Here is a 25,761-nt window from a genome sequence, read left to right as displayed (position 1 = left end):
CTTCGGTGGCTGTTACTTGACGCCCAGGATGTCGACGACGAACACGAGGTCGCCCTTGGCCTCGCCTTGGCCTTCGGCGCCGTAAGCAAGATCCTGCGGGATGACAAGGAGGACCCGGGAGCCCACGGTCTTGCCGGCGAGGCCCTGCGTCCAGCCCTTAATGACGCCCGTCAACGGGAAGCTGGTGGGCTTGCCGCGATCATAGCTGGAATCGAACTTGGTGCCGTCCTTCAAGGTGACACCCACGTAGTTGACGGTCAGGGTGTCGCTTTCCTTCACCACGGGGCCATTGCCCTTGATCAGGTCCTGCGAGACGAGTTCCTTGGGAGCGGCGACGCCCGCCACGGAGATTTCCGGAATGCCCTGCTCGTTCTCCTTGACCGTGGGCAGGCCTGCGGGCGGGGTCACGGTTTCGCCTTCAGGCTTCTCAAGGGCCTTGGGGGTCTCCTTGGCACCAAGCAGTTTGAACACGACGATCTGGGTGCCCGCTTGTCCGCTGGCGGAGGCGTTGCCGGGAGCTGCGAAAGCAACGTGCGAGCCGACCTTGGCGCCGACAATAGCGTTGTAGATGGCCTCGTTGCCTGCCTTCAGGTCCTCGCCCAGCTCGATCGGCTGGGGGCCGGAAGGGTAAGTATCCTCAATGGTCTTGCCATCGGTACCGTCGACGGCGATATACGCCAGTTCGGCGGTCTGGCCGGCCTTGATCGTTTCCCCGTCGCCTTCGTCCACAACCTTGACGGTGGGTTCGGAGACAGCCAGGGGCTTGGTGAAATCAAGCCCCGGGGCCTTGTCGTCACCGTTGTCGGTTACCTTCAGGGAGGACAGCTTGGAGATGTCTCCCGTGGACTTGCTCGTGGGCTCTGATTCGGTGGCATCCCCGCCTCCGCACGCGGTCAACAGCAGCAGGACAGGAAGGAGTGTGGCTAGGAGTCGTCGCACAAAAAGACACTTTCGTCGGGACAATGGATATTGGAGCAGCGGACGGATATTCGAGCAACGGACATTGCCGTGCCGCATCCAATCAGGTGCCTCTTGGAAAGAGACCAACATCCAGAGTAACCGCCGAAGCTGGGAGTCAGCTCATAGAGTCAAGGAGGGCGTCGACCCTCTCATCCACGCTGCGGAACGGATCCTTGCAGAGAATGGTCTGGTGCGCCCGGTCATTGAGCTTGAGATGGACCCAGTCCACGGTGTAGTCACGGCCCAGTTCCTGCGCCCGACGGACAAAGTCTCCCCGCAGCTTGGCCCGCGTCGACTGCGGCGGAGCGTCCACGGCATCCTTCACCTCGGTCTCCGTGACCAATCGCCGTGCCGCTCCCCTTGACTGGAGGAGGAAGAACAGGCCCCGCTGCCGCGAGATGTCGTGGTAGGTGAGGTCGAGTTGGGCAATCCTCGGCGAATCCAGGCCAATGTCATGGCGCTTCATATAGCCTTCCATGAGTTTCTTCTTGATGGCCCAGTCAACTTCGGTGTCGATGCTGCTGCTGTTCCCGCTCTCGATCGCGTCGAGCGTCCTGGTCCAAAGATCGATGATCAACGGCACGTGTGGATTGTGGGCCCCGTTGGCTGCAACAAACTCTGTGACTTTGGCCAGGTACTCCCTCTGGATGTCCAGTGCTGAGAGCTGCCTGCCGTTGGCCAGGCGGACCAGCGCCCTGCCGCTGAGGTCATGGGAAATTTCGCGGATGCTCCGGATGGGGTTTTCCATGCGCATGTCGCGCATGATGACGCCCGCCTCAATCATGCGGAGGATCAGGTCCACTGTGCCCACTTTGAGCAGGGCGGAAGTCTCCGACATGTTCGAATCGCCCACGATGACGTGCAGACGGCGGTAGAACTCGGCGTCCGCGTGAGGCTCATCACGGGTATTGATGATGGGGCGGGACCTTGTGGTGGCCGAAGAAACGCCTTCCCAAATGTGGTCCGCCCGCTGCGAGAAGGCGAAGGTGGCCCCGTGCGGGGTCTTAAGCACTTTTCCCGCGCCGGCGATCAGTTGCCGCGTCACCAGGAAGGGAATCAGGATCTCGGCCAACCGGGAGAACTCACCGCGCCGCGGTATGAGGTAGTTCTCGTGGCTGCCGTAGGAGTTTCCTGCCGAGTCCGTGTTGTTCTTGAACAGGTACACGGTTCCGTTGAAACCTTCGGCGGCCAGGCGCGCCTGGGCCTCGTCCACGAGGTCGTCCAGGATGAGTTCCCCGGCGCGGTCATGGGCAATCAACTGAGCAAGATCGTCGCACTCGGCTGTGGCGTATTCGGGATGCGAGCCGACGTCCAGGTACAGCCGTGAACCGTTGGTCAGGAAGACGTTGGAAGACCTGCCCCAGCTGACTACTTTGCGGAAGAGGTACCTTGCTACCTCTTCCGGCGCCAAGGGCCTGGAATCGGGGCTCGAATATGAGATCCCGAACTCAGTTTCGATGCCGAATATCCGCTTGTCCATTTCAGGCCTCCTCAACGAGCAACTGGGCAAGATCCTCGGGGAGCAGGCGACGGAAAGCCCGGCGTGTTCCGCGGCTGCTTTCGGATGCGCGCTCCAGGACGGCGGCTTCGACGGCCGTCGGTGGCAGGGCATCCACGTCCTTGTCCGCGGCGAGGGCACGCAGGGCCAGCCGCAGCGCGCCTGGAAAGTCCAGGCCGGCGTCCCAGGTGTCCTTGACGACGTCCGAAATCTGGTCCGCGACACCGCCCATCACCACAAAGCCGTTTTCGTCGGCAATCGAGCCGTCGAAGGTGAGCCTGTACAAGTGGTCCAGCTCCTGCCGGGGGCCAACCTCTGCTACGGCCAGTTCCACCTCGAAGGGTTTCTGTTCGGCAGTGAAGACGGCGCCGAGGCTCTGGGCGTAGACGCTGGCCAGGCCCCGGGCGGTGACGTCCTCGCGGTCGTAGGAATAGCCGCGCACGTCGGCGTAGCGGACCCCTGCCTGCCGCAGGCTCTCAAATTCGTTGTACTTCCCAACGGCAGCGAACGCTATTTTGTCGTATATCTCGCCGATTTTATGCAGCGAAGGAGAGGGATTCTCAGCCACCAAGGCGATCCCGTCCGCGCAGCTGATGACGATGACCGAGCGGCCGCGGGCGATGCCCTTCCGCGCAAAGTCCGCGCGGTCCTTCATCAGCTGCTCAGGTGAGACATAGAACTGCTGCGTCATCTCAGGCCTCCCGTCCGGCGATAGCGCGTGATTCGACAATGGCCGCCGAAATCGCAGCGAGTTCCCGTTCCGGAATCCTCCTGTGACCGGCGCGGTTAACGGCGTACACCACCGGCCACAGCTGCCTGACGGGGTCCGGTCCCCCGGTTGCGGAGTCGTCGTCGGCGGCGTCGTAGAGGGATTCGACGGCGACAGCCACGGCTTCGTCCTCGCTAAGGTTCGGCCGCCACAGCTTTTTCAGGGCACCCCGGGCAAAAACGGAACCCGAGCCGACCGAGTGGTGCTCGTACTCCTCGTACCGGCCACCCGTCAGGTCGTAGGAGAAGAGCCTGCCGGTGGCGGATCCGTGGTCGAATCCGGCAAAGAGCGGTATGACGGCCATCCCCTGCATCGCCATGGGCAGGTTGCCCCGGATCATGGCCCCCAATCGGTTGGCTTTGCCCACCAGGCTGAGGAGCGTGCCTTCGATCTTCTCGTAATGCTCCAGCTCGACTTGGAACAGCCGGGTGATATCGATCGCGAGGCCTGCGGTGCCGGCTATGCCCAGCACGGAGTACTGGTCTGCGGGAAAGACTTTCTCAATGTGCCGGCTCGCGATGACATTGCCCATGGTGGCCCGCCGGTCGCCGGCCATCAGCACGCCGCCGGCATAGGTCATGGCCACAATGGTGGTGGCGTGCGGTGCAGCCGGAGCTGCGCCGGCGGGAAGTGTTTGGTTGAACGGAAGGAGTTCGGGACGCGAGCGTTGGAGATGCTCTGTGAATGAAGACGTTGCCTGGTTGGCCAGGGGGCCGATTGATGGGTCCTGCATTGCTGCACTCCTTCGACTCGCATTCCGATGCCCGGCGGCCTCGCGCCGGCCGGGCAGTACATCCTGTGGTGGTTCGTTACTGGCCGCCCTTTTGGACGAAAGCCCTCACGAATTCCTCGGCGTTGGATTCCAGGACGCCATCGATTTCGTCGAGGAGATCATCCACGCCTTGCGTAGCTTCCGAGGCCTGGGCCTCAGGAGCGGCGGGAGGTGCCTCCGGGACGTCGACTTCAGTCTCAGTTTCCCGCGCCTGGGGTTGCTGCTGCTCCTGACCTGCCATTTCTTTCTCCCTACTGTCCGTCCGCGGGATGCGGACTTCCTACTGCCATATTGCCACGCGATGGGCTGCTCCGCCCGGCTTCGGCCGGGCTGTTTCCGCAGGTGACTGCTGTTGGTTAGTCTCGGGGCGCCGCAGGTTTCCGGCCAAGCAACTCGGCAAGGAACGGGCCTGCTTCCTGGTGCTTCCGGAACAGTGGTTCCGTGAGCGCCTGCGTACCGCGCAATGGCTCCCTGGTGGGTACGCGCTGCAGTTTTCCCAGTCCCGGGACATCGAAAATAACCGAGTCCCAGCTGGCTCCCACGACGTCCTTGCCGAAGGTGGAAACGCATTTACCGCGGAAGTACGCACGGGTATCCACCGGCGGTTCGCTGACCGCCCTGGTGACATCGGCGTCGTCGACTATCCGCAGCATGCGGTTCCTGGAAAGCAGCCGGTAGTAGAGGCCTTTCTCCGGCCGGATATCTGACCACTGCAGGTCCACGAGGCCAAGCCGGGCGTCATCCCACTCCAGACCGTCGCGGCTGCGGTAGCCCTCCAGGAGCGACTTCTTGGCCACCCATTCCACGGACGTTGCCGTCGCCGGGTCCGTGCCCAGCGCCGTCAGCGTGGACTCCCAGCGCTCCAGCACCTCATGGGTGTGGCCGTCACCGCTGATGGCGTCCGCGACGCCGGTTTCCTGGGCGAGCTTCGCCGCCGCCTCGAAGTACATCCACTGCAGGTCCAGGGCTGTCACGTGACGGCCGTCCATGAGCCGTACGGTGGCGGTGAGGCTCGTGTCGTGGCTGACCGCCTGCAGGGCGTGAACCGGCTCATGGACCTCGATCCTGGGCGCCTGGCCGGCCTCGATGAGGCTTAGCACCATGGAAGTGGTGCCGAACTTAAGGAAGTTCGACAGCTGGCTGAGGTTGGCGTCGCCGATGATGACGTGCAGGCGGCGGTACTTGTCCGCCGTGGCGTGCGGTTCGTCCCGGGTGTTGATAATCGGCCTGCGGATGGTCGTCTCAAGGCCTACCTCAGCCTCGAAGAAGTCCGCCCTTTGGCTGATCTGGTAGCCGGGGGTGGAGCTATCCTGCCCCAGGCCCACGCGGCCCGCCCCGCAGACCACTTGCCGCGAGATGAAGAACGGAGTCAGCCCGCGGATGATGTCGCCGAAAGGAACCGATCGCGGCATGAGGTAGTTCTCGTGCGAGCCGTAGGATACGGCCTTGTTGTCTGTGTTGTTCTTGTAGAGGTTAATCGGCGGCAGGTTGGTATCTGCGGCAACCTTGCGCACCGTGGCCAAGGCAACCAGGTCCCCTGCTGCGTCCCAGGTCACGGCATCGCGCGGGTTGGTGACTTCGGGGCTGGAGTACTCGGGGTGGGCGTGGTCTACGTACAGCCTGGCGCCGTTGCCGAGCACCATGTTCATCAGGAGGGAGCCGGATTCGTCCGCGCCGTCAAGTTCCAGTTCCTGGCGCCCGTACGCCAAGGCGACTGCCTCGGCGTCGAGCACCGGCGGCTGGTCGGTGAGCTGGCTCGGATCCGCGGCCGAACGTTCCAAGGTCCAGCCCCGGGTGTCGTGGAGTGGTTCCTCGTCGGTGTAATCCCAGCGCGTCTCCGCTCCCCCGGCAGCACGCTGCCGCGTGACGGTCGCGTACGCCTGGATGATCCGGGCAGACATCATGGTGGCATTGGCGCCGGGCGCAGACGGAGCATGGATCCCATACTCCGTCTCCGAACCCATGACGCGCATTGCCCCGCCTGCAGGCAGTTTCTCCTGGGGCAGGTTGTCGTCTCGTGAGGTCACAGGTATTGGCCCGTATTCGCCGTAGTTTCAATTGACTTGCCGGGTTCCTGGCCGGCCTTGCCCTGGACGATGGTGCGGATGTACGTGATGCGTTCACCCTTCTTGCCCGAGATCCGGGCCCAGTCGTCCGGATTGGTGGTGTTGGGCATGTCCTCGTGCTCGCGGAACTCATCCACTACCGCCTTGAGCAGGTGGTCGATCCGCAGGCCCTTTTGGTGGTTGGTGAGGAGGTCCTTGATGGCGTACTTCTTGGCGCGGTCAACCACGTTTTGCACGACTGCCCCGGAGTTGAAGTCCTTGAAATACAGCATCTCCGTATCACCGTTGGCATAGGTGACCTCGAGGTATTCGTTCGACTTCTCCGTGGAGTACATCGCCTCCACGGTCCGCTGGATCATCGCATCCACCGTGGCCTGGACATCTCCGCCGTATTCGGCGAGGTCCTGGGCATGGAACGGCAGGTCGGTGGTGATGTACTTGCCGAAGATGTCAGCTGCTGCCTCAGCGTCGGGCCGCTGGATTTTTACCTTCACGTCCAGGCGGCCCGGCCGCAGGATGGCGGGGTCGATCATGTCCTCGCGGTTTGAGGCACCGATCACGATGACGTTGTCGAGCCGTTCCACGCCGTCGATCTCGCTGAGCAGCTGCGGGACGATGGTGGTCTCGACGTCGGAAGAGACACCGGTGCCGCGGGTGCGGAACAGCGAATCCATCTCGTCGAAGAACACCACGACGGGGCTGCCGTCCGAAGCTTTCTCGCGGGCCCGGGCGAAGATCAGGCGGATGTGCCGCTCGGTCTCGCCGACGTACTTGTCCAGGAGCTCCGGCCCCTTGATGTTCAGGAAGTAGCTCTTGAGGTCGGTGTTGCCTGCCCGCTCGGCAGCCCGGGCAGCCAGGGAATTGGCCACGGCCTTGGCGATGAGCGTCTTGCCGCAACCCGGAGGACCGTAAAGGAGGATTCCCTTGGGTGCCTTGAGGCCATGCTCCCGGTAGAGGTCGGGATGCAGGAACGGCAGTTCAACGGCGTCGCGGATTTGTTCGATCTGCGGACCGAGGCCGCCGATGTCCTGGTAGGTGATGTCAGGGACTTCCTCCAGCACGAGGTTTTCAACCTCGGCGCGGGGCACCTTTTCCAAGGCGTAGCCCGTCCGCGAATCCAGCGACAGTGCGTCTCCCACCTTCAGGTGGACGTTTTGGAGGGCACCCGAGAGCCGGACAACGCGTTCCTCGTCAGCGCGGCCGACCACCAGGGCACGGTCCTTGCCCAGAAGCTCCTTGAGCGTTACCAGTTCGCCGGCGCGTTCATAGCCGAGCGCCGCAACAACCAGGAGTGCCTCGTTGAGGAGGACTTCCTGCCCGACTGCGAGCTGGTTGACGTTAACCAACGGGCTGATGCCAACCCGCATCTTCCTGCCGGCGTTGAAGATGTCCACTGACTCTTCAGTGGCCGCCTGGCCGGAATTTCCTGCCGTCGGCTGGCGGCGGGGATTGATCTGGACAACGGTGCCGAAGCTGTACGGCGGTTGGCCTTCCTGCTCGAGGGCACCCTTGAGCCGGAGGATCTCAGCCTTGGCTGTTTCCAGCATGTTGACCAGTTTGCTGTTGTTCTGGGTGGCGGCTGCGAGCTGGCGGTCGATGTGGCGGAGTTTGTCCCTCAGGATGTTGATCTGCCGCTCAGCCACAGTCAATTCACTGGAAGGGTCCGGCGGTTGGATGGCGCCCCGCCTTTGGCGGGCAGCCTCTTCCGCTGCGGCATTCGCTTCTTCCGGCGTCGGCCGTCCAATGTCGTTGTTCGACGTATCCACGATTCATCAGCCCCTTCCTGCGCTTAACAAGACCATAGTCCCGAAAAGCTCAGGGGGCTGTGTGACATCCGGAATGCGGACCCTATTGTGACCTTTGTCAGTTTGTGACCGGGGGATCATCCTGGACGTTGGTTCCGGCAATGGCGTCCCTTGCGGCCCGGCGAAGCTTCTTGTCGGAGACCGAACGCTCCCCCACGGCACCCGGTGTCCAGGCGTTGAGGTCCTCTTCGCTGAATTCCGTCTTGGACGGGCGGCGCTTGACCGAAATTCCGGTCACGCCGTCGGCCAGGCGGCGGGTCACCAGAAGGAACCCCGTGTGGGCTACCATGCGGTGGTCCGGTCGGACAGCCAAGCCTTCAAGGTGCCAGCCGCGGACCATGGATTCCCACGCATCCGGTTCAGTGAAACGGCCATCGGCCCTGATGGCTTCGGCAGTGCGCGAAAGCTGGGTGACGGTGGCAACGTAGTTGATCCACACCCCGCCCGGGGCAAGGACCGTGGCGACCGCGTCGAGGCATTCCCAGGGCGCGAGCATGTCCAGCACCACGCGGTCGACGGAACCGGGTGCCTCGGCCTTGACCACTTCCTCCTGGAAATCCCCGAGGGAGATCTGCCAGGCAGGGTGCGGTCCGCCGAAGATGGTCTCCACGTTTCCGCGCGCGATGTCCGCGAATTCCTCGCGCCGTTCGAACGAGTGGAGGTAGCCGCCGTCGCCGATTGCCCGAAGCAGCGAGATGGACAGCGCGCCGGAGCCGACACCGGCTTCCACTACCCGGGCGCCGGGGAAGATATCGGCCATGGTGACGATCTGGCCGGCGTCTTTCGGGTAGACCACTGCAGCGCCGCGGGGCATGGACAGGACGAAGTCCGAAAGCAGCGGACGCAGGGTCTGGTACTGCTGGCCGATGTTGTTGCTGACAACGGAACCATCAACCTTGCCGATGATCTCGTCGTGGTTCAGGAATCCGCGGTGGGTGTGGAAGGCGCCGCCGACTTCCAGGGTAATGGTGTTCATGCGTCCACGCTCATCAGTGAGCTGGACGCGTTCCCCCACCCGGAAAGGTCCCCGACGGCGGGCTGCCCCGGTTGGCTGGGCAGCGCCCGTGGCTGGGCTTGTCTCCGTGGCGGCGGTTTCGCTGCTCATCTGGTTTTCCTCGCTCCTGTGCGGCTGGACTGCAATGGCTTGCTGCCCATGGACGCTAAAAATCTGTTTGTTCTTATTGCGGGCCGGCAGGTAACTCTACCGGCAAGAGTGTCAGGCGCGCCCGCTCCGGCGGGCTTCTTTACCTGTTATAGCCGTCACTACTGCTTCTTGCCGGAGCAGGCCGGTGACATATCCGTTGTGGTCCACCACCGCGTACTCACCGCCGTCGAGCTTGGCCAGGTACTGGATGAGCTCCTGGCCCTTGGACCATTCAGGGACGTACGCACCGGCGGCCAGCGGGTGCGCAACGGCGGTGACCGGCGTCCTCGAATGGACCTGGGGTGGCACCGCGGCTGCGGCCCCGGGATTGAGGACGCCCTGGGGCTTGCCGTCCGGGCCGCAAATGACGACGGCGGGAGTTCCGCCGGGGGCCAAGGCCAAGGCATCGGCGACCGTTGCGGTGTTCGGAATTCCGACGGCGGGATCGGCCAGGCCGGCGGCACTGACGAGGTAGAGGCGGCTGCGGAGTTTACCGTGCTGGATGGAGCTGGAAGCGCCTACCCAGAGGAATCCGCAAACGAGGACCGTGATCAGCGTCAGGTTCAGATCCAGCCGCGAACCGCTGAAGAACGGCAGCGCGATGAACCAGATGAACAGTGCCACGGCAATGGCGCGACCGGACCATCCTGCGGCGATTGCGCCCTTCTCCTGGCTTCCGGTGGCCTTCCAGACGGCGGACTCCACCAGCCTGCCGCCGTCCAGGGGGGTGCCGGGAAGGACGTTGAAGATGCCTATCAGGAAGTTGGCCCACATGAGGATGTTTGCCAGCATCTCGATGACGCCCTCAAAAACCCCGCCAAAGACAAATGGTGCCAAGGCCCCGGCCAGGATGAAGTTCGAGGCCGGGCCCGCCATGGCCACCACCACGGCACGGCCTGGCGATGAGGTGAAGTTCTGGAACTGTGTGTGCCCGCCCCAGAGGTTGAGCACGATCCTGTCGGTGGGCCACTTGAACGCTTTTGCGCTCAGTGCGTGGGCAAGTTCATGGACCAGTACCGAAACGGCCAGAAGCAGGGCATATCCGAACGCCACGAAGTATGCGCCGATGCCCAAGCCCGGAAACTGGATCAGGACGGCAGGTCCGTAGACGATCACCGTGAAAGCCGCGATCAGGAACCAGGAGTAGGCAAGGTAAACGGGGATCCCGGCAATTTTCCCCAGGGGGATGCCGTCCTTCTTGGGGGCAGCGTGGTGATGGGGCGCGGAGGGACTGCTCACTTATAGGCCCCTTCGAGCGTGTTTCCGGTGGGGGTCGGAACGGACTGAAGATGACGGTCGGTCACCAATTGCGCCAGATCGGCTGACGTCCGTCCGCTCAGCGTTTCCCACAGAATCATGCGGGCATCATCAGGCAAGGGGACCTGGTGCGGAACTCCCACGGTGATGACGCCCGAAGCCATGGCCGCGGTGGCGCCGGGAACAGAGTCTTCCAACGCCACGCAGTGCTCGATCCCCAGGGAAGGATCGTCGCGCCGGAGTCGATCGACAGCCGTGAGGTAGGCCTCCGGATGGGGTTTGCCGTTGGTGACGGTGTCTCCCGTCACCAGGAACTCGAAGTAGGGCTTGGCCAGGCTCTCAACCACCACTGACGCCAAGGGTCCTTCAGACATGGTGACGAGCGCGCACCGGACTCCGGCGCCGTGCAGGTCATCCAACAACTCCCGGGCGCCGGGACGCCACGGCACTTGGTTCCGGACCTGGGCGATGACCTCGCTGCTCAGCGTGTCGATGATGTGGCGGGCTTCCATGCGCACGCCTGCCGCCTGCAGGATCCCTGCGGAATGGAGGAGGGATTGGCCCACGAGCTGCATGGCCTGCTGGTGGGACCAGGTTCCGCCATGCGCTTCAACCAGCGCCCGTTCCGCGGAAATCCAGTAGGGCTCCGTATCCACGAGCGTGCCATCCATATCCCAGAGCACGGCTTTCAGGGAGGGCTGGCTGGGTGAAGAATGCATGGGTTCAAGTCTACGTGGAACCTGGGCCCGCCCTTGCCGGGTCATTTTGCTGTCCGCGAATCCGGGACACGCGACCGCGTAAATGCCATGCATCGGCGAGGGTCTTGGACGTAGGGTGAGTGGATGAACAGTGTGGACGGGAACCCGGATGGACACGACGGTGCTGCTGAGGTTGAGCGCTTCCTCAAGGAACCTGCGGAGGGCCAGCGCGTCACTGTAATGATCGCTGCGTTCGAAGGATGGAACGACGCCGGGGAAGCTGCCAGCGATGCTTTGCACTACCTGAACAAACTGTGGGACGGCAAGAAGGTTGGAACCGTAGATGCCGAGGAGTACTACGATTTCCAGTTCACCCGCCCCACCGTTCGCCGCACATCATCGGGTGCGCGGAAGGTGAAATGGCCCTCCACCCGCATCTATAAGGCGGCGGTCCCGGACAGCAACGTGGACGTGGTTTTTGTCCTCGGCACGGAACCGTCCTACCGTTGGCGGGCGTACACCACCGAGCTTTTGGTCCATGCCGAGGCCCTCAAGGTGGATGCAGTAATCCTGGTGGGCGCCCTCCTGGCCGATGTGCCCCACAGCCGGCCCATCCCCGTGAGTACTACTACCGAGGACGACTCACTGCGCGAACGCCTGAATCTGGAGGCATCGCAGTACGAAGGCCCGGTAGGCATCGTTGGAGTCCTGGCGGAGTTTGCCATGCTCGCCGGGCTCCCGACCGTTTCTCTTTGGGCAGCAGTTCCGCATTACGTCGCCCAGCCGCCGTCCCCTAAGGCCCAGCTGGCCATCCTCCACCGGATCGAGGACCTGCTCCAGGTTCCGGTGGACAGCCAGGCGCTGGCCGAGGAATCGGAAGCCTGGGAACGCGGCGTGGACGAGCTCGCAACCGAAGACCCGGAAATCGCGGCCTATGTCCGGCAGCTTGAGGAAGCAAAGGACACAGCAGACCTCCCGGAAGCCTCCGGCGAGTCGATTGCCAGGGAATTTGAGCGCTACCTCAAGCGGCGGGGCAAGGACCGGCCCTGACGCCGTAGCTGCACGAACGAACGGCCCCGGCGTCTGGTGGACGCCGGGGCCGTTCGTTTCAGCAGGGGCCTAGAGTTCGACGCCGAGCAAGGCGTTAACGGCATCGCTCACCAAGGCGCCATCGGCCGAAGATGCGGCGCTGCCGGTTTGGTTGCGGAGCGATTCTGCCGCCCAACGGTCGACGGCGGCGAGGGCGCCGGGGGCGTTGAGGTCCTTCGCCAGCTCGGCGCGCATGGCGGCGATGAGCGGGGCGGCCGATCCGGCAGCCGCCCGGGTTACAGCTTTGCGCCACGTGGCCAGCCGGTCCTTTGCCGCTGCGAACCCGTCATCGGTCCAGGACCAGTCGGAGCGGTAGTGGTGGGCCAGGATGGCCAGCCTGATGGCAGCCGGCTCCTCCCCCGCGGCCCGCAGCTTTGAGACCAGCACCAGGTTGCCCTTGGATTTGCTCATCTTCTCGCCGTCAAGCCCTACCATGCCGGAATGGGCGTAGTGGTGGGCCAAAGGAACTCCGGCCAACGAGTAGGCATGTCCCGCCCCCATCTCGTGGTGGGGGAAGACGAGATCAGAGCCACCGCCCTGAACTGTGAACGGGGCAGGAAGGTACTTCTGTGCGATCACGGTACATTCGATGTGCCACCCCGGGCGCCCGTCACCCAGGCTTGCTCCGGGCCAGCTCGGCTCGCCCTCCCTGGCAACACGCCACAAGAGCGGGTCCAGGGCCTGCCTCTTACCGGGCCGGGCAGGGTCCCCGCCGCGTTCGGCGAAGAGTTCCATCATCTCGGCCTCGCCGAGGCCGGAAACAGCGCCCAGCGTCCAGGCGTCCGTCGCCGAGGAGTGCTTTCCTGCCGCCTCGACGTCATAGTAGACGTCGCCGTCGGGCTCCCCGTCGGTTCCGTGGACGCGGTAGGCGACTCCATCGGCAATGAGTTTCTCGATGGCGGGAACGATGTCCGGGATGGCTTCGACGGCACCGATGTAATGATCCGGAGCCAGGACATTGAGCGCATCCATGTCCGTGTGGAACAGCTCGATCTGGCTGGCTGCCAGTTCACGCCAGTCCACGTTGGTGGCGTTGGCGCGCTCCAAGAGGGGATCGTCGATGTCCGTCACGTTCTGGACGTAGGAAACCTTGGATCCGGCGTCACGCCATGCACGGTTGAGGAGGTCAAAAGCCACGTAGCTCGCGGCATGCCCCATGTGCGTGGCGTCGTACGGCGTAATGCCGCACACATACATGGACTGTTCCGGCTGCGGCGCAATGTCAACGACGCGGCCCAAAGCGGTGTCGAACAGGCGCAGGGGCGGAAGGCTGCCGGGCAGCCCGGGAACAGGGCGGGAGATCCACGATTTCACGACTCAACCTTAGTGCTAGGCGCTGATCACACCGAAACCGAGCAGGACATACAGGGCCAGGCCCAGCAGGATCCGGTACCAGACGAACAGCCGGTAGCTTCGCGTGGAAACGAACTTGAGGAACCATCCGATGATGACATAACCCACCACGAACGCGATGACGGTGGCCAAGGCAGTCTCGGCAAGTCCGTAGGGCCCGGCGATGCCGTCGTGGGAAACGGTCTTGTACAGCTGGTAGAGCCCGCTGCCGAAGACGGCCGGAATGGCCAGCAGGAAGGAATAGCGGGCGGCTGCTTCGCGGGTGTAGCCCATGAGCAGGCCGGCCGTAATGGTGCCGCCGGAGCGGGATACCCCCGGGATCAGGGCCATGGCCTGGGCAAATCCGTACAGGATGCCGTGCTTGTACGTCAGTTGGGTGAGGTCGCGCTCCTGGCGGCCGATCGCGTCGGCCACGGCGAGGATCATGCCAAAGACGATCAGCATGGTTGCCACAATCCACATGCTGCGGAACACCGACTCGATCTGGTCCTGGAAGAGGAGGCCGAGGACAACGATGGGAAGGCTGCCGAGAATGACCAGCCAGCCCATGCGGGCATCGGGATTGTTCCTGGCTACTTTCCCGGTCAGTGAGCCGAACCAGGCTCCGATGATCCTGACGATGTCCCGCCAGAAATACACGATCACCGCTGTCTCCGTGCCCAGCTGCGTGATGGCCGTAAAGGCAGCTCCGGGGTCGGCGGCATTCGGCAGGAACGAGCCGACAATGCGCAGGTGGGCGCTTGAGGAGATCGGGAGGAATTCGGTGAGGCCCTGCACCAGGCCCAGCAAGGCTGCTTCTATCCAGTTCACGTGAATAGACCCTACGTCATGAAGTATGGGAACTCCCCGTAAGCTATCAGCATGCAGCAGCGTTATGTCGGAAACAGTGGGTTCCGGGTGTCGTCATTGTCCCTCGGAACGATGTCCTGGGCACAGGAAACTGATGAGCAGGATGCCTCCGAACTGCTTCATGCTTTTGTGGATGCCGGCGGCACGACGATCGACACGGCTGCTTCCTATGCGCAAGGGCAGGCCGAAGCGTTGCTTGGTTCCATGCTCGGCGTAGTTGTTGCACGCTCCGAGGTGGTGATTTCCACCAAGGCAGGGGTATCCCTGTCCGACTCCAGGCGCAGCATCAATGCCTCCCGGGGGGCCATGCTGGCTGCCCTCGACGCGAGCCTTGCCAGGCTCGGTACCGATTACATCGACATCTGGTTTGCGCACGAGTGGGATCCGAACGTGCCACTCGACGAAACGCTGTCCGCGTTGGAACTGGCGCAACGGACGGGCCGTGCCCGTTACGTAGGAATCTCCAATTACAACGGTTGGCAGACCGCAAAGACCGCAGCGGTGGCCGGCTTCACGCTGGTGGCCAACCAGTCCGAGTACTCCCTCCTGCAGCGCAAACCCGAAGAAGAACTGATTCCCGCAATCGAGGATGCCGGCCTTGGGCTCATGGCCTGGGCGCCGCTGGGCCGCGGCGTCCTCAGCGGAAAGTACCGCGGCCAGATTCCAGCCGATTCCCGGGCTGCGCAAGGGCGCCTCACAGCCTACGTTGAACCTTACCTGGAGCCCCGGGGATCACGGGTGGTGGAAGCCGTTGCCATGGCAGCCCGCGGACTGGGGCGCTCACCCCTGGACGTGTCATTGAGCTGGCTGCTCTCCCGTCCGGGTGTCTCCACGGCAATCGTTGGACCCCGGAACGCCGTCCACCTCAAGGAGCTCCTGGACGCTCAGCTCGCCGTCCTGCCTGCCGAGATATCGCGGGCTTTGGAAGACGTTTCCTAGCGACGGTCCAGGATGTCCAGCAGGTAGCTCCCGTAGCCGCTTTTCGCGAGCTTCGCTGCTTGCTGGCGAAGGCCGTCGTCGTCGAGGTAGCCCATCCTCCACGCCACTTCCTCGGGTGCGCCGATCTTCAGGCCCTGCCTGTTCTCGGTGGTGCGGACGTAGTTCGACGCGTCGTTTAGGTCACTGAAGGTTCCCGTGTCCAGCCATGCCGTGCCGCGGGGGAATTTCTGCACATGTAGTTTTCCCAGCTTCATGTATTGGCGGTTGATATCGGTAATTTCCAATTCACCCCGCGCGGACGGTTTCAACTCTTTAGCCATGGCAACGACGTCGTTGTCGTAAAAGTACAGGCCGGGAACTGCGTAATTGCTCTTAGGCTCGGCTGGTTTCTCCTCGATGGAAATGGCGAGGCCGTCGTCGTCGAACTCCACAACGCCGTAGGCGCTGGGGTCCTTGACCCAATAACCAAAGATTGCTCCGCCGTCGACGTCGCTGTAGTGGCGCAGTTGGGCGCCCATGCCGGGGCCGTTGAAGATGTTGTCGCCGAGGACCAGCGCCACTTTGCCTCCGGCAATGTGATCTTCGCCAAGGACGAAAGCCTGGGCCAGGCCATCAGGTGTGGGCTGCTGCGCGTAGCTGAGCGAGATGCCGAACTGGGAACCGTCGCCCAGCAGCTTCTGGAATTGGTCGGCGTCCGTGGGAGTGGTGATCACCAGAATGTCCCGGATGCCGGCCAACATGAGGGTGCATAAAGGGTAATAAATCATCGGCTTATCAAAGACGGGAACCAATTGTTTGCTGATTCCGAGCGTAATGGGGTGAAGCCGTGAACCTGTTCCACCGGCCAGGATAATTCCTCGCATAATTGTTGTCCTCTCCCCTGCCGTGGCGCGGCGTGCGCGGCTACGCTATCGCCATGCAGAGAATCCTTGTCACCGGCGGGGCCGGGTTCATCGGATGCAACTTTGTTCACTACATCATGGGCCACAGCCGCCTTCATGTCACCGTCCTGGACAAATTGACCTATGCAGGCAACCGCGCGTCGTTGGCGGGTTTACCGCCGGAGAGGTTCGAGTTTGTCAAAGGCGATATCTGCGATGCGGCGCTGGTGGAAAAGCTGACGGGGCAAGTGGATGCCGTAGTGCACTTCGCCGCCGAATCGCACAACGACAATTCACTGGAGGAGCCGCGGCCGTTCGTGGACACGAATCTCGTGGGCACTTTCACCCTTATCGAGGCGGCCCGCAAACACGGAACGCGGTTCCACCACATTTCCACCGACGAGGTCTATGGCGACCTCGCCTTGGATGATCCCGCCCGGTTCACGGAGGGGTCCGTGTACCGGCCCACGAGTCCGTACTCGGCCACCAAGGCGGGATCGGACCTGCTGGTCAGGGCCTGGGTCAGGTCGTTCGGGTTGCGGGCGACCATCAGCAACTGCTCAAACAATTACGGACCGTACCAGCACGTGGAGAAGTTCATTCCGCGCCAAATCACCAACCTCCTGGACGGCATCCGGCCCCGGCTGTACGGGGAAGGCCGGAATGTGCGGGACTGGATCCATGTGGAGGACCATTCCTCGGCAGTGGCGGCCATCCTCGAACGGGGCAGGATCGGTGAGACGTACCTGATCGGAGCGGACGGTGAGCTGTCCAACCGTTCCGTCGTGGAGAAGCTGCTGGTTCAGGTGGGCCAGTCCCCCGATGCCTATGACCTGGTAACGGACCGCCCCGGCCATGACCTCCGTTATGCCATCGACTCGGGCAAGCTGCGGAGGGAATTGGGATGGACACCGCGCTACGGTGACTTCGACGCCGGGCTGGCTGCCACCGTGCGCTGGTACCGGGACAACGAGGCATGGTGGCGGCCAAAAAAGGCCGAAACGGAACACAAGTACGCAGGACAGGGCCACTGAGGCCATGGCAGCAGCAGCGTCAGTGACCTCCCGGACCACACCGATCCCGGGCCTGCTGGTCTTCGGGCTGCCCGTGCACGGCGATCAGCGGGGGTGGTTCAAGGAGAACTGGAACCGGAGCAGCATGGGCGCCCTCGGCCTCCCGGATTTCGGTCCCGTCCAGAACAACATTTCTTTCAACGCCCGCCGCGGAACCACCCGGGGAATCCATGCCGAGCCGTGGGACAAGTTCATCTCCCTGGCATCCGGAAAGATATTCGGGGCATGGGTGGACCTGCGGGAGGGGCCTTCCTTCGGGGCAGTGTTCCACTGCGAGATGACGCCCGGGGACGCGGTGTTCGTGCCCAGGGGCGTCGGAAATGCGTTCCAGACCCTCGAGGACAACACTGCGTACACCTACCTTGTCAACGACCATTGGAGCGCCGGCGCGCAGGATGAATACACCTTCCTGAATCTGGCGGACCCCCACGCCGCTGTACCTTGGCCCCTGCCATTGAACCAAGCCACCCTGTCCGAGCAGGACAAAAATCATCCCCGCCTTGAATCCGTGGTCCCGGTGAAACCCCGCCGAATCCTGGTTCCAGGGGCCAACGGGCAGTTGGGCAGGGCACTCCGGGAGGCTTTCGCCGACGTCGATTACGTCGACTTCGCCACCCGGGATGAATTCGACGTAACTGACGAAGACGCCTACCGGAGCATTCCCTGGCGCAAGTACTCCACCATCATCAACGCCACGGCCTTCACTGGCGTCGACGTGGCGGAGACGGCGCCGGGACGGACCGCTGCGTGGAGGGTCAACGCAGGCGCCGTGTCCCGCCTGGCGAGAACCGCCGTCGAACATTCCCTGACTTTGGTCCACGTCTCCAGCGACTACGTTTTTGACGGCTCGGCGGAGATCCATACAGAGGATGAGCCGCCGAGTCCGCTCGGCGTGTACGGGCAAAGCAAGGCCGCCGGTGACACAGCCGTGGCAGCCATTCCAAGGCACTACATTGTGCGAAGCAGCTGGGTGGTTGGCGACGGGCCGAATTTCGTGCGGACGATGGCACAACTGGCTGAACGGGGCGTGCGGCCCTCCGTGGTGGACGACCAGTGGGGACGGCTGACATTCGCGGCCGATATTGCTGCCGGCATCAAGCATCTGCTGGCGTCGGGCGCCCCCTACGGCACGTACAACCTCAGCGGTGGAGGGGAACCGAAATCGTGGGCCGGGATTGCCCGTGAGGTGTACCGGCTGTGCGGTTCGGACCCGGACATGGTGGTGCCTGTGAGCACTGAGCAGTATTCCAAACCCGGTACGGCACCCCGCCCGCGCAACAGCACCTTGGCTCTGTCAAAGATCGAGGCTTCCGGATTTGTTCCGGCGCCCGTGGAATCACGGCTTGCCGGCTATCTCATGGATCACGCAACGGATCGCACAACTTCCTTCAAGGACTCCGGCCGAATTGGACAAAGAAGCGAAACATGAAGGCTCGCTACACGACGTTGGCGTTGCTGGCCATCATGCTTGCGCTGTGGTCATTCACCGCAACCGGAAGCTCAAACTGCTTGAACAACAAAGAACGGGTTGCGGGCTGCACCTATGAGGCGCAACCGCAGAGTTCAGGCTCAACCACATCACCCTCCGGCTCAACAGGAACCCCCTTGGAGCTTCCCCGGATCCCTTGGGAGGGCGGACCTGATTTCTGGAAGAAGTTCGCGGTGGCAGAAGCTGCGGGTTGGAGCGACCCCGCGTTCTTTCCGATCATGCTGTGGTACGGCTCCCCCGGAAATGACGAACAGTTGGCGTTCGACAAGGCTTTGGGCATCAACACTTATGTCCATGGCAATCCCGACTCCCCCAGTGCCGGGATCCAATCCCACGGCATGTATACCTTGTTTGCCCCCAAGGACGCGCCTGCGGGTTGGGCCAATCAAGTGGGTACGCTCTTGGACGACGAAGTAGACGGGCGGTATGGCACGGCCGAAGGCCTGGCCCACATGGAAAAGTTGGCTGCGCAATACGATCCCGCTGTGACCGGACGCTTTACCTATGCGAATTGGACATCAGGCATCGTTAGCTATGACGTGGCCATGACCGTGTCAGTGAATTACTACAACACAGCAACCGTAAACTCCGTGGATCAGTACTTCTACGCTGTACCGCAATGTGATTGGCCAGCAAGCCAACTCCGCTGGCGTACACCGTCCGGTCACAACCCAATTGACCAAACCAATTGCCGGACGGCTTCAAGCTACGGAAAAATCATGTCCCTGCAGCAGGAGATCAATCAGGCGCGGAACATCCAAGGGCCGCTGTGGGCACTTCCTGCCGTTATTAGCACGGGCGGGTCCACCGGTGGATACAAACAGATCGGTCCAGAGCAAGTTAGGGCGCAAGTCTGGTCATCAATTATTCACGAGGCCAGGGGTATCGTGTGGTTTTCGCAGTCGCCGGACCAGCAGGACGTCAACGACTGCATCAGCGGTGACGCCTTCCAGGACGCACGGGTTCACGCCACGCCGTGCCTGAAGGACCAAGTAGCCGCAGCGGGTGAGGTTAACGCTGAAGTCCGGATGCTGGCGCCTGTGCTCAATACACAGTCATATGTCTGGGATTTTGGACCGGGTACGGACACCATGCTGAAGGTAAAAGATCAAAGCGCCTATATCTTCGCCATGACTGATGATGGCGGAGTCGGCGAGAGAACCTTCACGCTTCCTTCCGGTCTGGCAGGAAGCGTTGTGGAAGTGCTGAACGAGAACCGTACCCTTCCTGTAAAGAACGGAACCTTCTCTGACCGCTTTGACAACGAATTCACCCATCACATTTACCGGATCGGACTCTGAGCCCGGGTGCGCCGGCACTTTCCCTGAAACTCTGGTGCGGCGCGTTGAACCGGCCTAGAGTGTCCCTACGGCAACCTCCACCCGTGGGGCCGGGAGACAAATCAAGTAACCAAATGGTTAGGCAGCACCCGCTGCCCCGCTGATCCAAGGCAGTGCAGCAGCTACGGATCGGCGGGAAATCGTTCTGTCTTGAGTTGGACGCCTCGGTGGAAGACTCTGAGTCTGGAGAAAGCCGGTCATGCTGCAGCCAAAGCCCTTTCCTTCCTGGGGTCTATTCCATGTCCTGGAGGCCCGCCACGCCAAGCCAAGCGACCACGGGATACGGTACGGGACTCGGGCGGGCCGGTTTGGGAGTTCCCGCGACAGGACGGTTGGAGCTGAACCTGCTGTCAGTCCCCAACTGGATCTGGGTGGTGTACCCGTACGGCTCCTGCAATTCGAGGATGCGCTGCGGACCATCCTGGATAGGTGCGCGTCTGCCGGGACCAAGCCGTTGGCAGTCTGCTCTGCGAATCTTGACCACATCCGGCACTTCGGTTCGGGAAGTCGTTGGTCGCAAACCTTGGAGGTGCCCACGATCGACTGGTTGACCCTCATCGACGGGGCCCCCTTGGCCAACGAGGCAGAACGGATCACAGGTGCGCCGTGGCCCCGGCTCGCTGGCAGCGACCTCATCGGACCCCTGCTGGACGAGGCAGAAGAGCGGGGATTGCGGGTGGGCTTACTGGGCGGTTCAGATGATGCCCAACAAATGATCCAAGAGCGTTTTTCGGCAGAGCGGCCCGGATTGACCGTTGTTGGTTGGTGGGCGCCGGAGCGGCCGGTTCTCGGTGCACCCCCGAAGTCGGTCGAACTTGCCGCAGAGATCGCTGCCTGCTCCCCGGATATCCTCATCGTGTGTCTGGGGAAACCCCGCCAGGAACTGTGGATCAGGGAATACGGCCATCTCACAGGCGCCAAGGTCTTGCTTGCATTCGGAGCAGTCGTAGATTTCCTTGCCGGCCGTATCCGGCGGGCTCCCGCATGGGTTTCGGATCACAGCCTTGAATGGGCATGGCGACTCATGTTGGAGCCCCGCCGGCTTGCGCGGCGGTACCTGGTAGACGGGCCTGAGGCTTACTTGCGGCTTCGGAGCGACAGCAGACCTATGACCGCGCCTGCCGTGTTCCCGACATCGGATGCTCACAAGCCCACGGACGGGAACCGGGCGCCTGCAGCCCGGCATACTCCGAGTAGATTCGCTTCAGCAACGGAAGATGCGGATGTCGCCGTCATTGTCGTGACGTACAACAGTGCAGGCGATGTTGGTCCTCTGGTTGCGAGCCTGCGGGAAGAGACCACTGTGCAAACCATCAAAGTGGTAGTGGCTGATAATTCACCTGACCGCCGGACCATGGCTGCCCTCGCCGAGTTCGACGACGTCATCGCCCGCAGCACGGGCGGCAACTTTGGATATGCGGGCGGCATCAATGCCGCGATGCGCGCCGCCGGGCCGGCCGACGCGTTCCTCATCCTCAATCCTGACCTGCGCGTCGCGCCGGGGGCTATTGCGGCCATGCGGCGTCGGATGGCTTCATCCGGGGCCGGCGTCGTGGTACCCGTCCTCGTGGACTATGACGGGAGCATCTACCCGTCGCTGCGTCGGGAGCCAGGGGTGCTTCGAGCGCTGGGCGACGCAGCATTGGGAAGCAGGATGGTTGCCCGTCCGGGGTGGTTCAGCGAGATCGATTTCGATGACGAGAGCTATCAGTTTGCGCATCGTGTGGATTGGGCGACGGGGGCGGCCTTATTGATCGATTCGATGGTGGCAGATCGGGTGGGTGCTTGGGATGAGCAGTTCTTCCTGTATTCGGAGGAAACGGATTACTGCCACCGTGTCCGCGATGCGGGGTATTCGGTTTGGTTCGAGCCCGCCGCAATGATGTGGCATGAACGGGGTGGTTCAGGAACGTCACCGCAGTTAACGGCATTGATGTCCGTTAATCGTGTGAGGTATGCGGAGAAATATTTCGGTACTTTGCGCTTGGCCGCGTTCCGGGCCGCTGTCCTTGCAGCCGAAGTGGCGCGGCTTAATAAGCCGGGGCATCGCGAAGCTGCGCGTGCGCTTCTTACGCCACGGTGGCGGGCGTCCCTGCCGCACGCTACGTCATCGAAGGTGTGCGGCGTGGAAGCTCCACCTTCAGGCACGGTGATCATTCCCGCACATAATGAAGCAGCTGTGATTGCACGGACCCTGGAATCGTTGAGCGAGGTAATGGCCTGGGGCACCGTGGACGTGATAGTGGCATGCAACGGCTGTACTGACGGGACAGAGGCCATAGCCGAAAGATTTGCCGGCGTGCGTGTGCTGCGGGTGGAAGCAGCGTCCAAAGCGGCCGCGCTCAACGCCGCTGACAGCGTGGCCCATCAGTGGCCGAGACTCTATCTCGACGCCGATATCGAGGCTGGCGCTGCGGCGGTTGCGGATGTCTTGAGAACGCTGCGGAAGGGGCCGTTCCTGGCGGCACGCCCTGCATTCCGCTACGACACCAGGGGGGCTTCCCCATGGGTGAGGTCCTACTACCGGGCACGGATGCGGATTCCGGGAAGTTCGCAGGCATTGTGGGGTGCGGGGGCGTATGCCTTGAACGAATCCGGCCATGAGCGTCTTGGGACGTTCCCTTCCTTGACGGGTGATGACTACTACGTTGATGGATTGTTTGCCGATGAAAAGACGGTATTGAGTACGGAACCGGTGGTGGTGAGGACTCCGAGGACAGCTTCCGCGTTGTTGGCCGTTCTTTGTCGAACGTATCGGGGCAATGCTGAGCAGAACCCGTCGGGTGGGAGTCCTTCGTCACTGCGGACGCTGCGTCAATTATTTGGCTCGGTCCGCAGTCCCCTGGCCGCTGCTGATGCTGTTATTTATGCCATCTTTGCGGCTGTTGGGCGCCACCGTGCCTTTCGCTCCCGTACCAAGCCGGTTGCGTGGGAGCGGGACAACAGCAGCCGCTGAGTTGCTAACCTTCGGGCGCGATTCTGTAAAGGGCGCCCGCGGTTCCGAGAAGCACGAACATCAGGCCGGCCGCCATAGGGAAAGACAGCGCATCGAAGAAGCCATAGGCGATGCCTGCCGCGACTATTGAGGCGAGCATTGCCTGGCTCGTCTGGCGCAGAGAATCGTCCCCCGCCATACGCCGCGCGCGTGAGGCACAGTATGCTCCTGCTGCGATGAGTCCGAGGAAGGCGGCCAGTCCGGCTATGCCGAGCTCAACGAGTAGGCCAAGGTACTGGTTGTCAACGATGACGTAGGCGGGAAGGAAGGTGCCGAACCCGCGGCCCATGAAAAGGTGCTGACTGATCATCCCGAAAGCAGTGGAGTAGCCGTTTGTGCGGGAGCTGATGCTGGGGTCGTTGGTTCCTACCGTGAAGAGGCCAAAGAGTGTCCCAAGCATTCCGGGTGATGCCACGTAAATGATCGCCACCAGTAGGGCAACCAGCATGATCGCCGACCGGCGGATTGCCTTGGGCCATACGAAGAGCAGGACGATGAACGCCGCAGTCATGCAAATCAGGGCTGCACGCGAAACGGACAGCATGGCGGCAACTGCGATGAGGCCAACGGGCATCCACCACAGGTTCCTGCGTTTCCCGGACTCCGTCAGGGCCAGCGTGATCGCCAGCGGTAGCGAGGTGGACAGAACCACACCGTACTCGAGCGGATGGACGGCCATGCCGGCCGCACGGATGAATCCGCCTCGGGAATCAATGTTGGCCAGTTCCGAACTCAGGCTCAGCCCCGGGATACGTATCCAGTCAATGAGGGATGAGCCGGTCGCTGATTGCAGGAGCCCCAGTGCGGCTGTCAGTCCGCCGACGACAGCGACGCAACGGATGACGGAACGTACGTTTTCACGGGTCCGTAATCCGTCGACAGCCACCAGCAGCACGCCGGCCCAGCCCGCCAGCCTGAGCAAGCCCGCATCGGCAGGGCTGGCTTCAGTGTCGGGGAGTCCACGCAGCATGGCGAAGGCATAGCTGGCCAGGGCAACGAGAAGGAAGACCGTCAGAGCCACCCTGAGGGGGTGACGTCGGGTTGTTGTGGGTGTGACGCGTGTGAACTGGTGGAGTACCCACCAGCCGAACCCGGCGAGCGCGAACAGATTGCTGGGCCGACCGATGGATCCCAACGAGGAGATCACCAGATTCGATGGCAGAGCACACGTGAGGAGAATGTAGATGGTGAGGAAGGCGGTCGCGTCGGAGGCTCCGGGGCTCGATCCCCGAAGACCCTCCCGGCGGAGCAGCGCGTTAACCCGGAACATGGGCTGGCCTCCTGCGACGGACAGTTCTGGCGCGGGAGTTTTTTGCCAGCATGCCGTCGGTAACTACTGCTGCGATCGTTGAAAGAGCAATGGACAACCCGATCCAGGTAACCGCGCCTTTGAGTCGGTTGATCTGAGTGCCTCCGCCGAAGACAACTTCGGGGCTTGCCGGGGAGGTCAGCGTGGTGATGAGGTCTTGGGTGACGCCGACTTCTTCCTGGAGTTCGCGTGTTGCAGAGTTGATGGAGTCGACTACTTCATTGAGGACAGCCTGCACCTTCAGGGCGCTCGAATCCACAACTTGTACTGAGAGTACCGGCCAGCGGAAGCTCTTGGCCCATTGGCCTCCGCTGTTGAGCAGGTTCACGGAGTATCCCTGGCGAATTCCTGCGCCGTAGAGGGTGCCACTCGACAAGCTGAGGTCAACGGACCGGGAGTTGTAGTTGACACGCCGCTCGACCATGGCAGCGAAATCCACCAAGGATGAGTAGTCGTCTCCGGGAATCCAGTAAGCAGGTTTCCTGTCGGGCGCAATGAAGCTGACTTCGGCCTTGGTCCAGTAGACGGGTTCTGCTGACCTGATGGCGCCCAGGGAAGCCAGGCCAATGACCAGACCGAAAGCGACGATGTACCAACGTCGGCAGAGTATGTGAAACAGGCTGGTCACCACCATGGTTATCCTGGCCTCTGCGTGGTGTGCAGCGTTGTGGCAGCGGTGGCCTGATCGTCACTCTCCAGGTCCGGAGCCGGGCGGTCTCCCACGGTAACAAGGGCTGGAAGCGTCTCCTCACCTGCGGTGTCGGGAGTGGTTTGTTCTCCATCGGCCATCCCTGTTTTCCGGCGTTTGGATGGTTTGCCCATGCGCTTTGGCGAGTCAGCGGGGTCGGTTGCTTCCCGCTTCTCCAGCCTTTTGGTCCTCCGCCTCAACAGCAGGCTGTCGAGTAGTACGGTGGTGATGAGAGTGAGGGCTGCGCCCCCGGCGCCTGCGACGAGGAGCATCTGTGTCCGAGCCTTGGCTTCGGGTATGGCAGTGCGGTCCTCGAGGAGCTTCATAACCGAGATGCGGGACGCATCCGGTACGCCGAGTACGTCCTGAAGTTCGTTCAGTGCGACAGGCACCTGATCGACCACCGTCCCCAGGATCTTCATCGTTTGGTCGGAAGCATCAGATGAGGCGGTGATCACCAGTATTGCTCCGCTCGTGCCACGGTCGGGTGCTGCGGTGTAAGTGTCCGTGCCGGTTTCCAAGCGGATCTTTTCTTTGAACTCTTCTGAGGACATCTTGCGTGTCAGAATGTCCAGGGCTTCATTCATGCCACCGAGGCCCAGGTAGGGGTTGCCACGTTCGCCAACACTCTGCACGGAAGGTAGCAGCACCAAGCTGGCTTGTGCCTTGTAGGTGTTGGGCGTGCTCGACTGCAGGACGAAGCATCCCGCGGCTGTCAGGGCCAGCCCCACCAAGAGGATGTACCACCGGCGAAAAATGCTGGATATAACGTTCCTGACTTGCATGT

22 protein-coding genes are annotated in these 25,761 nt (G+C 62.6%); 6 read left to right on the top strand and 16 right to left on the bottom strand.

Going from position 1 to position 25,761, the window contains the following annotated elements; genetic code table 11:
- Positions 1-12: 12 nt before the first annotated feature.
- From QN084_RS22305 to QN084_RS22260, 10 genes are all read right to left on the bottom strand, one after another.
- Complete coding sequence (locus QN084_RS22305) at positions 13-939, bottom strand: FKBP-type peptidyl-prolyl cis-trans isomerase (RefSeq protein WP_069694426.1); 927 nt, start codon at positions 937-939, stop codon at positions 13-15.
- Between the two features lie 136 nt (positions 940-1,075).
- On the bottom strand, positions 1,076-2,440 hold the full coding sequence (gene pafA, locus QN084_RS22300; protein WP_021470494.1) for a Pup--protein ligase: 1,365 nt from the start codon (positions 2,438-2,440) through the stop codon (positions 1,076-1,078).
- Between the two features lies 1 nt (position 2,441).
- Entirely contained in the window at positions 2,442-3,149 is a 708-nt protein-coding gene (gene prcA / locus QN084_RS22295) for a proteasome subunit alpha (protein ID WP_021470493.1), read from the bottom strand.
- Position 3,150: 1 nt separating this feature from the next.
- Positions 3,151-3,960, bottom strand: coding sequence for a proteasome subunit beta (gene prcB / locus QN084_RS22290; RefSeq protein ID WP_021470492.1), 810 nt, complete (start codon positions 3,958-3,960; stop codon positions 3,151-3,153).
- Positions 3,961-4,036: 76 nt separating this feature from the next.
- Positions 4,037-4,240, bottom strand: a complete 204-nt coding sequence (locus tag QN084_RS22285) for a ubiquitin-like protein Pup (protein WP_062096884.1) — start codon at positions 4,238-4,240, stop codon at positions 4,037-4,039.
- Between the two features lie 115 nt (positions 4,241-4,355).
- Complete coding sequence (dop, locus tag QN084_RS22280; RefSeq protein WP_069694425.1) at positions 4,356-5,972, bottom strand: depupylase/deamidase Dop; 1,617 nt, start codon at positions 5,970-5,972, stop codon at positions 4,356-4,358.
- A 50-nt stretch (positions 5,973-6,022) separates the two neighbouring features.
- Positions 6,023-7,831: a proteasome ATPase gene (gene arc / locus QN084_RS22275; protein ID WP_021470489.1), complete on the bottom strand. Its 1,809-nt coding sequence runs from the start codon at positions 7,829-7,831 to the stop codon at positions 6,023-6,025.
- 97 nt (positions 7,832-7,928) lie between these two features.
- A complete protein-coding gene (locus QN084_RS22270) occupies positions 7,929-8,975 on the bottom strand; it encodes a tRNA (adenine-N1)-methyltransferase (RefSeq protein ID WP_069694424.1) in 1,047 nt (348 codons plus the stop codon).
- Between the two features lie 111 nt (positions 8,976-9,086).
- On the bottom strand, positions 9,087-10,253 hold the full coding sequence (locus tag QN084_RS22265) for a site-2 protease family protein (RefSeq protein WP_021470487.1): 1,167 nt from the start codon (positions 10,251-10,253) through the stop codon (positions 9,087-9,089).
- Complete coding sequence (locus QN084_RS22260; RefSeq protein ID WP_043427827.1) at positions 10,250-10,990, bottom strand: HAD family hydrolase; 741 nt, start codon at positions 10,988-10,990, stop codon at positions 10,250-10,252. Before QN084_RS22260 ends, QN084_RS22265 begins: the two co-directional genes overlap by 4 nt.
- 123 nt (positions 10,991-11,113) lie before the next feature.
- Between QN084_RS22260 and QN084_RS22255 the strand changes: the two genes are divergently transcribed.
- Positions 11,114-12,019: a PAC2 family protein gene (locus tag QN084_RS22255; protein ID WP_021470485.1), complete on the top strand. Its 906-nt coding sequence runs from the start codon at positions 11,114-11,116 to the stop codon at positions 12,017-12,019.
- A 69-nt stretch (positions 12,020-12,088) separates the two neighbouring features.
- Here QN084_RS22255 and mshC read toward each other — a convergent pair whose 3' ends face one another.
- The gene (mshC, locus tag QN084_RS22250) at positions 12,089-13,372 is read right to left on the bottom strand and encodes a cysteine--1-D-myo-inosityl 2-amino-2-deoxy-alpha-D-glucopyranoside ligase (protein ID WP_069694423.1); all 1,284 of its coding nucleotides are present in this window, start codon (positions 13,370-13,372) and stop codon (positions 12,089-12,091) included.
- A 15-nt stretch (positions 13,373-13,387) separates the two neighbouring features.
- Positions 13,388-14,221, bottom strand: a complete 834-nt coding sequence (locus QN084_RS22245; protein WP_069694422.1) for an undecaprenyl-diphosphate phosphatase — start codon at positions 14,219-14,221, stop codon at positions 13,388-13,390.
- Positions 14,222-14,272: 51 nt separating this feature from the next.
- Here QN084_RS22245 and QN084_RS22240 point away from each other — a divergent pair, with 51 nt between their 5' ends.
- On the top strand, positions 14,273-15,199 hold the full coding sequence (locus tag QN084_RS22240; RefSeq protein WP_069694421.1) for an aldo/keto reductase: 927 nt from the start codon (positions 14,273-14,275) through the stop codon (positions 15,197-15,199).
- Here the strand turns inward: QN084_RS22240 and rfbA are convergent.
- Positions 15,196-16,062 carry a glucose-1-phosphate thymidylyltransferase RfbA gene (rfbA, locus tag QN084_RS22235; protein WP_031215941.1) on the bottom strand — a complete coding sequence of 289 codons (867 nt, stop codon included), beginning with the start codon at positions 16,060-16,062 and terminating at the stop codon, positions 15,196-15,198. The two genes, QN084_RS22240 and rfbA, sit on opposite strands and share 4 nt — an antisense overlap.
- 53 nt (positions 16,063-16,115) lie before the next feature.
- Here rfbA and rfbB point away from each other — a divergent pair, with 53 nt between their 5' ends.
- The 4 genes from rfbB (at position 16,116) to QN084_RS22215 (ending at position 22,938) form a co-directional block, all read left to right on the top strand.
- Complete coding sequence (gene rfbB, locus QN084_RS22230; protein ID WP_031215940.1) at positions 16,116-17,114, top strand: dTDP-glucose 4,6-dehydratase; 999 nt, start codon at positions 16,116-16,118, stop codon at positions 17,112-17,114.
- Between the two features lie 4 nt (positions 17,115-17,118).
- The gene (locus QN084_RS22225; protein ID WP_069694420.1) at positions 17,119-18,582 is read left to right on the top strand and encodes a sugar nucleotide-binding protein; all 1,464 of its coding nucleotides are present in this window, start codon (positions 17,119-17,121) and stop codon (positions 18,580-18,582) included.
- Between the two features lie 176 nt (positions 18,583-18,758).
- Positions 18,759-19,943, top strand: a complete 1,185-nt coding sequence (locus QN084_RS22220; RefSeq protein ID WP_228145573.1) for a hypothetical protein — start codon at positions 18,759-18,761, stop codon at positions 19,941-19,943.
- Positions 19,944-20,181: 238 nt separating this feature from the next.
- Positions 20,182-22,938 carry a WecB/TagA/CpsF family glycosyltransferase gene (locus tag QN084_RS22215; protein ID WP_083261859.1) on the top strand — a complete coding sequence of 919 codons (2,757 nt, stop codon included), beginning with the start codon at positions 20,182-20,184 and terminating at the stop codon, positions 22,936-22,938.
- Positions 22,939-22,942: 4 nt separating this feature from the next.
- Here the strand turns inward: QN084_RS22215 and QN084_RS22210 are convergent, their stop codons facing one another.
- From QN084_RS22210 to QN084_RS22200, 3 genes are read right to left on the bottom strand one after another with little or no spacing between them, the layout of a single operon-like run.
- Positions 22,943-24,247: an O-antigen ligase family protein gene (locus tag QN084_RS22210; RefSeq protein ID WP_021470476.1), complete on the bottom strand. Its 1,305-nt coding sequence runs from the start codon at positions 24,245-24,247 to the stop codon at positions 22,943-22,945.
- Positions 24,234-24,920 carry a hypothetical protein gene (locus QN084_RS22205; RefSeq protein WP_264398632.1) on the bottom strand — a complete coding sequence of 229 codons (687 nt, stop codon included), beginning with the start codon at positions 24,918-24,920 and terminating at the stop codon, positions 24,234-24,236. Before QN084_RS22205 ends, QN084_RS22210 begins: the two co-directional genes overlap by 14 nt.
- 2 nt (positions 24,921-24,922) lie before the next feature.
- On the bottom strand, positions 24,923-25,759 hold the full coding sequence (locus QN084_RS22200; RefSeq protein ID WP_069694419.1) for a hypothetical protein: 837 nt from the start codon (positions 25,757-25,759) through the stop codon (positions 24,923-24,925).
- Positions 25,760-25,761: the final 2 nt, after the last annotated feature.

The organism is Paenarthrobacter sp. R1 (assembly GCF_030264015.1).
Classification (GTDB): Bacteria; Actinomycetota; Actinomycetes; order Actinomycetales; family Micrococcaceae; genus Arthrobacter; species Arthrobacter ureafaciens.
This window is presented reverse-complemented; position numbering and strand designations above follow the sequence as displayed.